This is a genomic window from Azospirillum sp. UENF 312511, assembly GCF_058780635.1.
Genome location: NZ_JBSNCG010000003.1, coordinates 1,940,639 through 1,954,322, shown reverse-complemented (window position 1 = coordinate 1,954,322; position 13,684 = coordinate 1,940,639). Strand labels below are relative to the sequence as shown.

Sequence of the window (13,684 nt, the reverse complement as noted above, 5' to 3'; positions counted from 1 at the left end):
GAAGTCCAGATTGGGAAGGCTGTACCCCCGTCCCACCGCCCCATCCCCGCCATGCTTCCCGCCATGCCCCGCGCCACCCGCTACATTCCCTTCATCATCGCCTGCGCCCTGTTCATGGAGAATCTGGACGCGACGGTGATCGCCACGGCGCTGCCGGAGATCGCGCGGTCGATGGGCGAGGACCCGCTGCGCCTCAGCCTCGCCATGACCTCCTACATGCTGGCGCTGGCGGTGTTCCTGCCGGTCAGCGGCTGGATGGCCGACCGCTACGGCACGCGGACGGTCTTCGCGGCGGCCATCGGGGTGTTCACCGTCGGCTCGATCCTCTGCGGCCAGTCGGACGGGCTGTACGAGCTGGTGGGGGCGCGCATCGTCCAGGGGCTGGGCGGGGCGATGATGGTGCCGGTCGGGCGGCTGATCCTGCTGAAGACGGTGCCCAAGGAGAAGCTGGTCGCCGCCATGGCCCAGATGACCCTGCCGGCGCTGATCGGCCCGGCGCTGGGGCCGCTGGTCGGCGGCTTCATCGCCACCTACGCCTCCTGGCGCTGGATCTTCTACATCAACGTGCCGATCGGGCTGATCGGGATCGCGCTGGTGCTGACCCTGATCCCCAACGTGCGCGAGACCGAACGCGACCCCTTCGACGGCCGCGGCTTCATGCTGAGCGCACTGGCCCTGGCCGCGCTGATGTTCGGGCTGGAGAATGTCGGCCGCGGCGTGCTGCCGCCCGCCGCGGTCGCCGGTGTGCTCGGGCTGGGCTTCGCCGCCGCGTGGCTCTACCTGCGCCACGCCCGCGGGATGGAGCGGCCGGTGCTCGACCCCTCTCTGCTGCGGCTGCCGACCTACTTCGCCTCGGTCATGGGCGGGACGCTGTTCCGCATCGGCATCGGCGCCGTGCCCTTCCTGATGCCGCTGATGCTCCAAGTCGGCTTCGGGCGCACGCCCTTCGAGTCCGGCGCGCTGACCTTCGCCGGGGCCGCCGGGGCGCTGACCATGAAGGCGCTGGCCGGCCCCATCCTGCGCCGGCTGGGCTTCCGCCGGGTGCTGACCGCCAACGCGCTGCTCAGCGGCCTGATCCTGGCGAGCTACGCCGCCTTCCGGCCCGAGACGGCGCACTGGGTCATCCTGGGCGCGCTGCTGATGGGCGGCTTCTTCCGCTCGCTGCAGTTCACCGGCCTGAACAGCCTGGCCTACGCCGAGGTGCCCAAGGAGTGTCTGAGCCGCGCCAACACGCTGGCCAGCGTGATGCAGCAGGTCTCTCTCAGCCTGGGCGTCGCGGTCGGGGCGACGGTGCTGCACCTGACGCAGAGCGTCACCGGCGGCCCCGGCGCCGCGCTGACCCCCACCGACTTCGTGCCGGCCTTCCTGACGGTCGGGGGGATGGCCTGCGTGTCGGCCCTGTTCTTCCTGCGGCTGCCGGCCGACGCCGGTGCCGAGATCAGCGGCCACCGCGCCCGCGCGCGGGCCAAGGAACCGCCGCGCGCGCTCGAAGCCGCCGACTGAACAGCAGCCGGATCACATGCAGCCGGATCAGCGGTCTTCCCAGTCCGGCTCGTCGGCCTTGAGAAGCTCCAGGAGCCGGGCGACCCGGCCCGAGGGGGGATGCCGCGTCGCCTCCCCCATGTAATCGTCGGCGCCGGTCCAGCTGGTGGCCTCCATCAATTCGGCGGGCGTCGCGCCCGTGCCGATGATGCTGGCGATGCGCATGTCGTCCAGGCGCCCGCAGATGTCGATCACCTGATCGCGGGTAAGCGCCGGCTGATGCTGATCGGGCATTCGGAACCCCCTCCTTCCCAAATCCGCGTCGCCCCCGATTAGCGGCCCGTCCACCGCCCGGCGCAACCGCGCAAGGGTGGAAGCCCCGCCGCAACAAGAGGGAGGCGCCTTCCCAGGGTTCGCCGGCCCGAGTCTCCTGCTGCCGCACCGGTCCTCGATTGTCGCCCGAGCAAATCCAGCGCGGCGAAGTCGTCCTTCGGTTGCGGGAACGGCAAAAATCCCACAATGCGGGATAAACAAATGTGCGCTCTTCGCAGCACAAAGGAAAATTCTTACCAAGCTTGGCTCTTTTTCGTGCGGTGGGCCTTTGGTTGGGGGTGCGTTCGCCGCGCGTTCCCGGTATAAATGAGCATGGCGGCTATGCGCCGTCTTCAAGAATGAACGGGAGGCTCCCCGCCAGGGCGCGGGCAGCAAGACAGGCATGATGGACTGGGACAAGCTTCGGGTCTTCCACGCCGTGGCCGAGGCTGGAAGTTTCACGCACGCCGGCGAGACGCTGAACCTCAGCCAGTCGGCGGTCAGCCGCCAGATCAGCGCGCTGGAGGAGAGCCTCGGCGTGCCGCTGTTTCACCGGCACGCGCGCGGCCTGATCCTGACCGAGCAGGGCGAGCTTCTGCACCGCACCGCCCGCGATGTCTTCGCCAAGCTGTCGATGACCGAAGCGATGCTGACCGAAAGCCGGGAGCATCCGAAGGGTCCGCTGCGCGTGACCACCACGGTGGCCTTCGGCTCGACCTGGCTGACCCCGCGCGTCAACGAGTTCCTGTCGATCTACCCGGACATCCAGCTCACCCTGCTGATCGACGACAACGAGCTGGATCTGGCAATGCGCGAGGCGGACATCGCCATCCGCATGAACACGCCGCGCCAGCCCGACCTGATCCAGCGCCACCTGATGTCGGTGCATTTCCACCTCTACGCCCATCAGGAGTATCTGAAGAAGCGCGGCGCCCCGAAGATCCCCGCCGACCTGGACGGGCACGACATCGTCGCCTACCCGCCGGACGTCCGTGCGCCCATCGCCAACGTCAACTGGATCAACGAGGTGGGCGATCCGGCGCCGGGCGTGCGCAAGCCGATCCTGCAGGTCAACAGCATCTACGCCATGTACCGCGCCGTGGAGAGCGGCCTGGGCATCGCCGCCCTGCCCGATTTCCTGGTGGACGGCAGCAAGGAGTTGACGCGCGTCCTGCCGGACGTGGACGGCCCCAAGGTCGACGCCTACTTCGTCTATGCCGAGGAGCTGCGCCATTCCAAGCGCATCGCGGTGTTCCGCGACTTCCTGGTGAAGAAGGTGGCGGAGTCGGCCTTCTGACCCAGCCCAGTCGTTGTGCAGGCAAGGTATTTGCCTATTTTTGATGCAAAGGCGTCCGTGCAGCCATGCCGGGCGCCTTTCTTTTTGTACGGATTGTACCGAAACCCATCCCGCATCTTTGCAATACGGTTGCCGTTTTCCGTGCGAGGCAACCTGCCCTTCAGCACCATACGCACCCGCACGCCAATTTCTCGCGTTGCTTCAATCCCTTACAAGCTATGCGGTTCGCGCATGGCCGAATTGGATATTTGGGGATGGAATCCTTTGGGCAGAATGGTCAAATCTTGGGCGTTGGATGTTGCGCCGCAGCATCCGGCGTTTCGTCCCGGAAGCCCGCTTCCGGGGTTGGGTCCTCGGACCCAGCGTCTCCCAGACGTGAAGCCTCCCTGTTCAACTCGCCGCTAGCCCACTGGGTTAGCGGCAGTTTTTTTGTCCGGGGAGCTTATTGTCCGGGAGCGCCGGCGCGTCATCGAGCGTCGGGAAGCCGGGCGCCCTCGCGCGCGTAGATCTGGCGCGGCGCGCAATATTCGTCGAGTTGCACCACCACGGCTCCGGGCTGGCTGTTCAAGCCCACCCAGGCATCGTAACCGACAATGTCGCCCGGTATGTTGCGGTACAGGCCGTAGGCGAGATAGCGGACGTCGGACACCGGTATCCGCACCCCGGCGAGGGAGGAGGCGACGGCCCCGTTGCAGGGGTTCGCGCTCAGCCGGTCCAGGGCGCTCACCGCGCCGGGTTCGGGGGCGGCCTGCGGTGGCGGGCTCAGTCCGGCACAGGCGCCCATGAGGACTGCCGACGCCATGGCACCACCCCGCAAAATCGTCCGGAGGCACCCCGCCGTCCTGACCGTTCCGTCCCTCATCGAACCATCCTCCCGCACACCGTTTCCCTCGTCCCCTCGGGTCAACAGGCGGGAGGATATCCCGTGCCGGGGCATCAGCCCACGGCCGATCCGCCTCAATCCACCACGTTGATGCCCTTGGGGCGGTTGGTCTCGGTCGGCAGATGATCGGCGGACAGGACACGCTGGTAGGTGCCGTTCGTCTGCACCATCACGCGCTGGCCGGGACCGAAGATCGGCTCGTTGGTCGCCTGCTCCTGAACGATGGTGATCGTGCGGCCGGTGGCCAGAGTTACCACATACTCGATCCCGGTGCGGTCCGAGATCGCCTGTTCGGCCACGGCGCCGGCCACAGCGCCCACCAGCGCACCGCCCAGGATCACCGCCACGTTGCCGGAGCCCTTGCCGACATTGGACATCGCCAGCCCGCCGGCAGCGCCGCCGACCAGCCCGCCGGCCCCCGTGTTCTGCCCCTGGATATCCACCGGACGGGTCGCCATCACGGTGCCGAACTCGACCGAGGTCGCGTGGCCGACGTCCTGGTAGCTGTAACGGTTCTGGCTCTGGCTGGCGCAGGCGCCGAGCGACAAAGCCACCACCCCCAGCATCGCCGCGGCAAAGCCGCGCCTCAGGGCGCGCCGAACGTCCGTTTCTCGATTGGAAAAAAGCATCACACCCTCATGCACGCACTGCGCGGCGCCTGGAACCAAGCGCCACCACGGCGAGCATGGCCGGGCAAAGGGATGATGTCCATGCGAGAATGAGTCGCTTCGGTGCCGATGACGGGAAGCCTGCCCTTTCCCGACGGACCCGCCCCAAGCAGACCGGCCTCAAACGGACCGGGCCGTCACCAGCCCCGGCCCGCGGACCAACCGCCATAGAACTGCACGCTCGGCCCCGGATAGGGGCGCGGCCCCCAATCGTTCCGCCACCCGCGATGATGATGATGGCGGGGCGGCGGTCCCCAGTAAGGCGGCGGGGCGACCACGATGGGCGGCGGCGGGCGATAGCCCGGTACGACGATCACCCGGCTTCCCGGCGGCGGCACGATCACAGAAGGCCCGCCGTAGGGAGGACCGCCATACCAGGACCCGCGGTCGCGCGGGCCGTGCGCGTCCGCGGCCGTTGGCAGGACGGCCAGCGCCAGCGCCCCGGCGATGCCCAGCACCGCGACGCGGGCCGCCGGACGAAACACCGCGGCAACGCCCGAAGGACGCATGCGGTGGAGGAACGTGGGAATCAGCGCGCTCATGCCGGCCTTCCTTCACAGGTCCGGCGGCGCCCGTCGACTGAAGTCCATCGACCGAACCCATCGGCCGAAGTCCGGCGCCGCCACACTGGGATGAACAGGCGGCCTCGCCGGACTATTCCCGGACGACCGAATGGCCTCAATGGCTCATCAGGACCGGCACCGTCATGTGCTCCAGCATGTAGCGGGTCATGCCGCCCAGCACCTGCTCGCGCAGCCGCGACCGCCCATAGGCCCCCATGACCAGCAAATCGCAGGATTCGTCGGCGACCGTGTTCAGCAGCGTGTCGCCCGGATCGATCTGGTCGGTCACGATGTGGGTGGCCTCCACCCGGCAACCGTGGCGCGACAGGTGCTTGGCGATGTCCGCGCCCGGCTCGTCGCCGATGCCGACGGGACCGGCCTTGGGGTTGACGGCCATCACCACCACGCGCTTGGCGGCGGTCAGGATGGGCATGGCGTCGGCCACCGCGCGGGCCGCCTCGCGGCTGCCGTTCCAGGCGACCAGAACGCGTTCCCCGATGTGGGGGAAGCTGCCGGCGTAGGGCACGACCAGCAGCGGGCGCCCGCATTCGAACACCAGATCCTGCGGCAGCGCGATCGGGCGGTCGCGGTCGCGGTGCGGATCGGCCTGTCCGACCACCAGCACGTCGGCGTAGCGCCCGTGCAGCGCCGCGCTGTCCGTCGGATGCCCGTAGACCGCCCGCCATTCCGAGCGGTCGGTCAGGCCGTTGCGGCGCACCGCGTCGGCGAAGAGGGCTTCGGCCCTGGCGGTCTGGCTCTCGGTGTAGCCGCGCTGCATGGCCCGCACCTCGTCCGGCAACTCGGCCTCGACATAGCCCGGCAGGGTCAGCGGGACGACGGGGTAGAGGCCGGTGATGTGGCCGTCGGTGCGCGCGGCCAGTTGGGCGGCGGCATCGATTCGCGCCGCTGCGGCGTCGGTGTCGTCGACGACCACCAGCAGATCCTTGAGTGCCATGGCGATTCTCCCTCGCTCGCGCGGGTGGGCGATCGTGATGCACCACCTCTTCTCGCGCATTGGGCGAAATTATAGCCCGGCGCGGGCGGTTCTGACGACGGTCAGAATGGAGAACGCTGACATGCCGCATCTGCGCGCCCGTCCGGTCCGGTCGCGGGCCTACGATTCAACCGCCGATGGCCTGTGCGAGGCCAGCAACCTGCCGTGGTCCGGCGCGGATCGGCACGCGACCCGCCGGCCCCGAACCCCGCCGATGCTACAAATCCAATCAACATCCATCAAAACATCAACCGTGATTTGCACGAATACCCGAGTATGATGGTTGGCCCGGTCGTTCGGCAATTATAGTGGGGCGATGCTTTCCACCATCTTCGGCGGCTTTGGTTTTGACGGGCGGGCATTCTTTCGCGTAAGTGTTGATCGTGGTTTTCCCAACGGTGTCTCGACCATTCCCGCCCATGAAGCCGGACCCTCATCTCGCCTCGCTTGCCTCAGCCCTGTCCGGCACCGTTTCCGGGGCTCCGGCGCTCGACACCCTGCGGCAACTTCTCGACGTCATGCCGGCGATGGTCGGCCTGCTCGACACGCAGCGGCGGCACCTCTACGCCAACCAGGCGTATCTGGACTATATGGGCCGCACGCTGGACTCCCTCATCGGGACCACGGTGGGCGACATCCTCGGGCCGGAGACGCTGCGCAACAACAGTGCCGCGGTTGAACGCGCGCTCGACGGCGAGACCGTGCAGGTGGAGGGCTGGCTTCCCCGGTCCGGCGGCGGCAACGACTATGTGACGCGGGTGCACGCTCCCTACCGCGACCCGGACGGCTCCATCGCCGGCTATTTCGTCATCATGCAGAACATGACGGAGCGGCGGCGCACCCAGGACGACCTCTTCCGGCTGGCCTACTACGACCCGGTGACGGGGCTGGCGAACCGGCTCCTGCTGGTCAAGCACATGGCCGATTTCCACGCGATGGGGGAACCCTTCACGGTGGTGATCGTGGATTTCGACCGCTTCGTCGACGTGCGCACCAGCCTGGGCCAGGGGTTCGCCAACGAGATCCTGACCGACGTCGCCACGCGGCTGAGCGTGCGGGCCGGCTCGGTCGACCTGATCGCCCGCATCAGCGACCACGCCTTCGCGCTGCTGATCGGCGGCACGCAGGACCCGCTGGCGGTGGAGGAGCGGCTGTCCACCATCGCGTCGCTGGTCCGCTCCGCCAAGACGGCGTCGGGCGCCTCGGTCTTCCTGTCGGCCAGCATCGGCGTCGCCGCCTCCTGCGACACCCACACCCGGCCCGAGGACGTGCTGCGCGACGCGGAGATCGCCACCGGCCGCGCCCGCGAGCAGGGCGGCGGGCGCCACGCCTGGTTCGACCCGGCCATGCACGCCCGCGTCGTCGAGCAGGTGCGGCTGGAGCACGACCTCCGCCGCGCGCTGGAGCGCGGCGAGGAGCTGTGGGTCGCCTACCAGCCGATCGTCGAGATGGTCACCGGCGGGCTGGCCGGGTTCGAGGCGCTGGTGCGCTGGAACCATCCGGAGCGCGGCAACATCCCCCCCGGCGTCTTCATCCCGATCGCCGAGAGCACCGGCCTGATCGTCACGCTGGGCGCCTGGGTGCTGCGCGAGGCGTGCCGGCAGATCGCCGAATGGCAGGACAAGCGCCTGCCCGGCTCCGCCAACCTGTTCATGAGCGTCAACCTGTCCACCCGCCAGCTGAACGACCCCGACATGGTCGCGCTGGTGCGCGAGGTGCTGCGCGAGACCGGGGCCGAGCCGGCCTGGATCAAGCTGGAGATCACCGAAAGCGCGGTCATGGAAAAGGCCGAACAGTCGATCCGCCTGCTGCAGACCCTGCGCGGGCTGGGCATCAAGATGTCCATCGACGATTTCGGCACCGGCTATTCGTCGCTGTCCTACCTGCACAAGCTGCCCATCGACAGCCTGAAGGTGGACCGTTCCTTCGTCATGGCCATGCACCAGTCGGAGGAGAACCGCGCCATCGTCCGCATCATCATGGATCTGGCGCGGCTTCTCGGCTTCGACGTCATCGCCGAGGGCATCGAGACGAGCGCCGACGCCAACCTGCTGCGCGCGCTCGCCTGCGACTATGGGCAGGGCTACCACTTCGCCCGCCCGATGCCCGCCGCCGACGCCGACCGGCTGGTCGGCGCGGAGCATTTGCCCTGGCAGGTGCCGCGCTGAGCGGCGGATGCCGCTCCGTTTTCAAAACGGAGCGGCACCCCTCGTCCACTCAATAATAAGGGTCGCCGAGCCCTTCGGCCTCGAACGCCGCCTGGACCGCGGGGCGGTCCAGCACGCGGGCGAGGTAGGGGCCGAGGTTGGGCAGGCTGCGCGCCGGGGTGCCCATGAAGCGGGTCCAGCGGGCCAGCATGAACAGGTAGGGGTCGACGGCGCTGTAGCGGTCGCCAAGGAACCACGCCTTGCTCCCCAACGCGCGGTCCAGCAGCGTGAAGCGCTCCAGCAGCCGAGCCTCCGCCATCGCCTTGACCGAGGCCTGCGCCTCCGTCCCTTCGGCGTGCCGTTCCGGATAGAAATAGACCAGCATGTCGGCCTGGACGGTGTTGGTCAGGAAGACCAACCACTGGTAGAAATGCGCGCGCTCCGCCGTGCCGGGCGCGGGGGCCAGCCCGGCGGCCGGGTGCGAATCGGCCAGATGCAGACAGATCGCCGCCGCCTCGAACAGCACCAGATCGCCGTCCACCAGAGTCGGCACCCGTCCGTTGGGGTTCAGCCGCAGATAGTCCGGCGCCTTGTGCGCGGCGGTGGCGCGGTCCAGCAGGACCAGTTCGAAAGACAGCCCGATCTCGCGCGACAGGATGTGCGGCGCCATCGACGCGCTGCTCGGCATTCCGTACAAGGTGATCATCGTTCCCCTTTCCTTCCGAAACCCCGGAGCTTGTGCGACGGGCCTGGGCGCCATGCAGGATGGGAATGCCCGCCCCACCCCCCGATTCTCCGGCTTTGTCAGGAGGGCCAACCATGCCTATGATCGGGAGCGCCGTTTAACATTTTCAACAGCGGCGAACCAGCATCGGCAACGACCGACTCCGGCAGCGAACACAGGGATAGAGATCATGACCGAACAGGGCGTCGCGGCGACTGATAATTCTGGCGCTGGAAATTCCGCCGCCAGCCGCGACAAGGCGTATTTCCTCCACCCCTACACGAATCTGCACGCGCACGAGACCCAGGGTCCGCTGATCATCGAGCGGGGCGAGGGCGTGCGCGTCTTCGACGACAGCGGCAAGGAATACATCGAGGGCTTGGCCAGCCTGTGGTGCGTGTCGCTGGGCTGGGGGGAGGAGCGCCTTGTCGAGGCCGCCACCCGCCAGATGCGCAAGCTGCCGACCTACCATGTGTTCGGCCACAAGAGCCATGAGCCGGGCATCGATCTGGCCGAGCGGCTGATCAAGCTGGCCCCTGTGCCGATGTCCAAGGTGTTCTTCGCCAATTCCGGGTCGGAGGCGAACGACACGGCCGTCAAGCTGGTCTGGTACTACAACAACGCGCTGGGCCGTCCGGAGAAGAAGAAGATCCTGTCGCGCGTGAAGGCCTATCACGGCGTCACCGTGGCGACGGCCAGCCTGACCGGTCTGGTGAACAACCACCGCGATTTCGACCTGCCCATCGCGCGCATCCAGCACACCGACTGCCCGCACCATTACCGCTTCGCCGAGCCGGGCGAGAGCGAGGAGGATTTCGCGACCCGTCTGGCGGAAAGCCTGGAGGCGCTGATCCTGGCCGAGGGGCCGGACACCATCGCCGCCATGTTCGCCGAGCCGGTGATGGGCGCCGGCGGCGTCATCGTGCCGCCCGCGACCTACTTCGCGAAGATCCAGCCGATCCTGAAGAAGTACGACATCCTCCTGGTCGCCGACGAGGTGATCTGCGGTTTCGGGCGCACCGGGAATTTCTGGGGCAGCCAGACCATGGGCATGGAGCCGGACATCATAACCTGCGCCAAGCAGTTGTCCTCCGGCTATCTGCCGATCTCCGCCGTTATGGTGTCGGACGCGGTCTACCGGGCCTGCGTCGAGGAGAGCAAGAAGATCGGCACCTTCGGCCACGGCTACACCTACTCCGCCCACCCGGTGGCGGCGGCGGTCGCGATCGAGACGCTGAAGATCTACGAGGAGCGGGACCTGGTCGGCCATGTCCGCGCCGTCGCCCCGCTGTTCCAGCGCCGGCTGAAGGCCCTGGCCGACCACCCGCTGGTCGGCGAGGCGCGCGGCGTCGGGCTGATCGGCGCCCTCGAACTGGTCGCCGACAAGGAGACCAAGACCCCGTTCGATCCGGTGGGACGGGCCGGTGCCGTCGTAAACGGGCTGAGCCAGGAGAACGGCCTGATCATCCGCGCCATGGGTGACAGCGTGGCGGTCTGCCCGCCGCTGGTCATCGGCGAGGAGGACATCAACCTGATGTTCGACCGCCTGACCACGGCGCTGGACGCCGCGATCCCCGTCCTGCGCGGCTAAAGCGAACATTCGTTCGCTTTAGACTCATATCGCCTCATTCGCCGGCGGGCTCCGGTCGCATGTGCGACCGGGACCGCCGTCGCGGTCCAAAGCGGATCGCAATCCGCTTTAACGGCCGGTTTCGCGACGAGAAAGGGCCGCCCAGCCATCCGGCGCAGGCGGTCCTTTTCATTTGGTGGCAGGCGTCAGGTCCGGGCGGTGTTGATGACGTGCGACGAGACCGGGACGCCCGCCGCCGCCGCGTCGCGGATCAGCGCGTCGGCGGTCGGCCAGACCATGCGCCCGCCCAGTTCCACCAGCGAGTCCTCACGCACGGCCATGTAGCCGCCCACGCTCGCCATGTAGATCAGCCGCGCCAGACGCTCCGGCTGCGGCGCGGCCTCCGCCGGCTGGGCCGCTTTATCGGCGCGGGCCGGAGACGGCACCGCGGGACGCCGCGGCAGGGGTGCCGCCGGGAGGACCGCCGGAGAAACCATCGCAGCGGGGGCCGGACGGAAGGGGATGACCTTGCTCCCGCCGGAACCGATGGCACCACGGCTCGGCTCCGTGCCGGACATTCGCCGGCCACGCGCGCTGTCGAACGTCAGAACGGCATTCATTGCACAACACTCCCCATCAACGGCTTGAGTGAACCCTCTCACTTCTCCCCTGTTAGCGTCCATACGACCTTGTTCGTAAAAGAACACGACAAAGGTATTCGGCGCAATCGGACAGCAAACGGCCGGCTTATTGCTGCCCGTTATACATTGCGGACATTCAAAAAGACTTGTAATCACCAACGGAACAGCGACGCGAAAGGGAGTTTCCCGGCCTCGGCAACGGCATGACGGGTCCCGGACATGAGACGCTTCGCCACAGCGATCATCCATAGGTCGAATGGTTTCGCGGCGGCGGATCGGCGAGAATTGACGTCTCACAGGGCAGACCTTTTGACCTCGGTCAATGCCGGGTGGCAACACGGCAACGATCATGCCATCTTCCTAACGTGCTAGGCCCGGTGGCTGGACCACCCGGACGGCACCCGCCCCTTCGGATGAATGCGAACGGAACGCGCGATGGATTACGAGAGCTTTTTCCGCACCCAGATCGCCAGCCTGAAACAGGATGGCCGCTACCGGGTCTTCGCCAACCTCGAACGGCACGCGGGGAACTTTCCGAAAGCCACCTTCCGCGACGCCGCCGGAAAGGAGCGGGAGGTCACCGTCTGGTGCTCCAACGACTATCTGGGCATGGGCCAGAACCCGGTCGTCCTGAAGGCGATGCACGACGCCGTCGACGGCGTGGGTGCGGGCGCCGGCGGCACGCGCAACATCTCCGGCACCAACATCTACCACGTGCTGCTGGAGCGCGAACTGGCCGACCTTCACCAGAAGGAGGCGGCGCTGCTCTTCACCTCCGGCTACGTGTCCAACGACGCGACGCTGGGGACGCTGGGCAAGCTGCTGCCGAACTGCGTGATCCTGTCGGACGCGCTGAACCACAATTCGATGATCACCGGCATCCGCAACAGCGGCGCCGAGAAGCACATCTTCCGCCACAACGACCCCAAGCACCTGGACGAGCTGCTGTCGCAGATCGCCCCGGACCGCCCGAAGGTCGTGGCCTTCGAGAGCGTCTATTCCATGGACGGCGACGTCGCCCCGATCCATGACCTCTGCGACGTCGCCGACAAGCACGGCGCCATGACCTATCTGGACGAGGTGCACGCGGTCGGCATGTACGGCCCGCGCGGCGGCGGCGTGGCGGAGCGCGACGGCGCCATGGACCGGCTGACCATCATCGAGGGCACGCTGGGCAAGGCGTTCGGCGTCCAGGGCGGCTACATCACCGGCTCCACCGCGCTGGTCGACTGCATCCGCAGCTTCGCCGCCGGCTTCATCTTCTCCACATCCCTGTCGCCGGTCCTGGCCGCCGGGGCGCTGGCCAGCATCCGCTATCTCAAGGCCAGCCAGACGGAGCGCGACCAGCATCAGGAGCGCGCGGCGACCCTGAAGCGCCTGATGGCCGAGGCCGGCCTGCCGGTGATGCCGTCGGCCAGCCACATCGTCCCGGTGATGGTCGGCGACGCCCACCGCTGCAAGCGCGCCTCGGACGAGCTGATGGAACGGCACGACATCTACGTCCAGCCGATCAACTACCCGACCGTGCCGCGCGGCGGCGAGCGCCTGCGCTTCACCCCGACCCCGCTGCACAGCGACGCCGAGATGGCGCGGCTCGTCGACGCGCTGCTCGACGTGTGGAGCCGCCTGGACCTGCGCTTGGCGGCGTAACTCCTCCCCCTCCTCCGCGCCCCGCCCGTGCGGAGGAGGGGATTCGGTGATCTCCCTGCGATGATGGCATCGGCGCTCTGGACTTGTGGGCCGGAGCGCCTTACCTTTAGACGTTGATGAGAACGTTTCGCAACGTTCGGTCCGCAACCGTCGACAGCCGCCGTCCAATTGCCACCGCCCAGGGGTTCGCCATGTACCGTGACAACTCGCTGATGCCGAAGGAGGCCGTGCGCCTCGCCGTCCTGGGCACGCTGATCCAGAACGGGCCGCAGCGTTACGCCGATCTGGCCGGCGCGCTCCGCCATTTCCTCGACCGCATCGTCGGCCCCTCGCTCGACCTCATGGGCACGTCGCTGGAGATGCTGCGCTACGAGGGGCTGATCGAAGCGCTGGATGGCACCGGCATGGAGGACAACGCCCTGCTCGGCGCGACCGAGGCCGGACGGGCGGAGTTCGACACGCTGATGCGCGCCAACGTCCGCGCCCCCTCGGCGGACGGGCTGAACAAGCTGGTCATCGCGCTGAAGCTGCGCTTCCTGCACCTGCTGGACGTCGAGTCGCAGCGCGACCAGATCGACCACCTCGCCTCCCTGTGCGAGACGGAGCTGGCCCGGCTGGGCGATCTGAAGCGGGCGAGTGCGGGGACCGACGGTCATTTCGCCGATTGGCTGGAGCACGACATCGCCCAGGCCGAGGAACGGCTGAACTGGTTCAACAATCTCCTGTCCCGGTTGTGATCGTCGCGGCGTTTTA

General features: G+C 67.9%; 13 protein-coding genes. 6 read left to right on the top strand and 7 right to left on the bottom strand.

Features of this window, described 5'->3' with window-relative positions; translation table 11 throughout:
* Positions 1-63: 63 nt before the first annotated feature.
* Positions 64-1,503: a DHA2 family efflux MFS transporter permease subunit gene (locus ACWPN7_RS20625; protein WP_349618859.1), complete on the top strand. Its 1,440-nt coding sequence runs from the start codon at positions 64-66 to the stop codon at positions 1,501-1,503.
* A gap of 27 nt (positions 1,504-1,530) precedes the next feature.
* On the opposite strand, the gene ACWPN7_RS20620 is transcribed toward ACWPN7_RS20625, so the two are convergent.
* Complete coding sequence (locus ACWPN7_RS20620; RefSeq protein ID WP_014239362.1) at positions 1,531-1,776, bottom strand: hypothetical protein; 246 nt, start codon at positions 1,774-1,776, stop codon at positions 1,531-1,533.
* 424 nt (positions 1,777-2,200) lie between these two features.
* Here ACWPN7_RS20620 and ACWPN7_RS20615 point away from each other — a divergent pair, with 424 nt between their 5' ends.
* Positions 2,201-3,091 carry a LysR family transcriptional regulator gene (locus ACWPN7_RS20615; protein WP_035675533.1) on the top strand — a complete coding sequence of 297 codons (891 nt, stop codon included), beginning with the start codon at positions 2,201-2,203 and terminating at the stop codon, positions 3,089-3,091.
* A gap of 466 nt (positions 3,092-3,557) precedes the next feature.
* Here the strand turns inward: ACWPN7_RS20615 and ACWPN7_RS20610 are convergent, their stop codons facing one another.
* The 4 genes from ACWPN7_RS20610 to ACWPN7_RS20595 form a co-directional block, all read right to left on the bottom strand.
* Positions 3,558-3,893, bottom strand: coding sequence for a hypothetical protein (locus tag ACWPN7_RS20610; protein WP_038526114.1), 336 nt, complete (start codon positions 3,891-3,893; stop codon positions 3,558-3,560).
* Between the two features lie 155 nt (positions 3,894-4,048).
* Positions 4,049-4,603, bottom strand: coding sequence for an outer membrane lipoprotein (locus ACWPN7_RS20605; protein ID WP_459196001.1), 555 nt, complete (start codon positions 4,601-4,603; stop codon positions 4,049-4,051).
* A 176-nt stretch (positions 4,604-4,779) separates the two neighbouring features.
* A complete protein-coding gene (locus ACWPN7_RS20600) occupies positions 4,780-5,184 on the bottom strand; it encodes a hypothetical protein (protein WP_137115066.1) in 405 nt (134 codons plus the stop codon).
* Positions 5,185-5,320: 136 nt separating this feature from the next.
* Positions 5,321-6,160 (bottom strand): universal stress protein, encoded by an 840-nt coding sequence (locus tag ACWPN7_RS20595; RefSeq protein WP_038526106.1) that lies wholly within the window; start codon positions 6,158-6,160, stop codon positions 5,321-5,323.
* 458 nt (positions 6,161-6,618) lie between these two features.
* Between ACWPN7_RS20595 and ACWPN7_RS20590 the strand changes: the two genes are divergently transcribed.
* Positions 6,619-8,367: a putative bifunctional diguanylate cyclase/phosphodiesterase gene (locus ACWPN7_RS20590; RefSeq protein ID WP_459196002.1), complete on the top strand. Its 1,749-nt coding sequence runs from the start codon at positions 6,619-6,621 to the stop codon at positions 8,365-8,367.
* 49 nt (positions 8,368-8,416) lie between these two features.
* Here ACWPN7_RS20590 and ACWPN7_RS20585 read toward each other — a convergent pair whose 3' ends face one another.
* Entirely contained in the window at positions 8,417-9,052 is a 636-nt protein-coding gene (locus tag ACWPN7_RS20585) for a glutathione S-transferase family protein (protein ID WP_459196003.1), read from the bottom strand.
* A gap of 208 nt (positions 9,053-9,260) precedes the next feature.
* Between ACWPN7_RS20585 and ACWPN7_RS20580 the strand changes: the two genes are divergently transcribed.
* The gene (locus tag ACWPN7_RS20580) at positions 9,261-10,661 is read left to right on the top strand and encodes an aspartate aminotransferase family protein (RefSeq protein WP_456521685.1); all 1,401 of its coding nucleotides are present in this window, start codon (positions 9,261-9,263) and stop codon (positions 10,659-10,661) included.
* 185 nt (positions 10,662-10,846) lie between these two features.
* On the opposite strand, the gene ACWPN7_RS20575 is transcribed toward ACWPN7_RS20580, so the two are convergent.
* The gene (locus tag ACWPN7_RS20575; protein WP_201044665.1) at positions 10,847-11,260 is read right to left on the bottom strand and encodes a hypothetical protein; all 414 of its coding nucleotides are present in this window, start codon (positions 11,258-11,260) and stop codon (positions 10,847-10,849) included.
* A gap of 456 nt (positions 11,261-11,716) precedes the next feature.
* Between ACWPN7_RS20575 and hemA the strand changes: the two genes are divergently transcribed.
* Together hemA and ACWPN7_RS20565 are read left to right on the top strand one after the other, a co-directional pair.
* Entirely contained in the window at positions 11,717-12,931 is a 1,215-nt protein-coding gene (hemA, locus tag ACWPN7_RS20570) for a 5-aminolevulinate synthase (RefSeq protein ID WP_038526093.1), read from the top strand.
* Positions 12,932-13,122: 191 nt separating this feature from the next.
* The gene (locus ACWPN7_RS20565; RefSeq protein ID WP_038526089.1) at positions 13,123-13,668 is read left to right on the top strand and encodes a transcriptional regulator; all 546 of its coding nucleotides are present in this window, start codon (positions 13,123-13,125) and stop codon (positions 13,666-13,668) included.
* Positions 13,669-13,684: the final 16 nt, after the last annotated feature.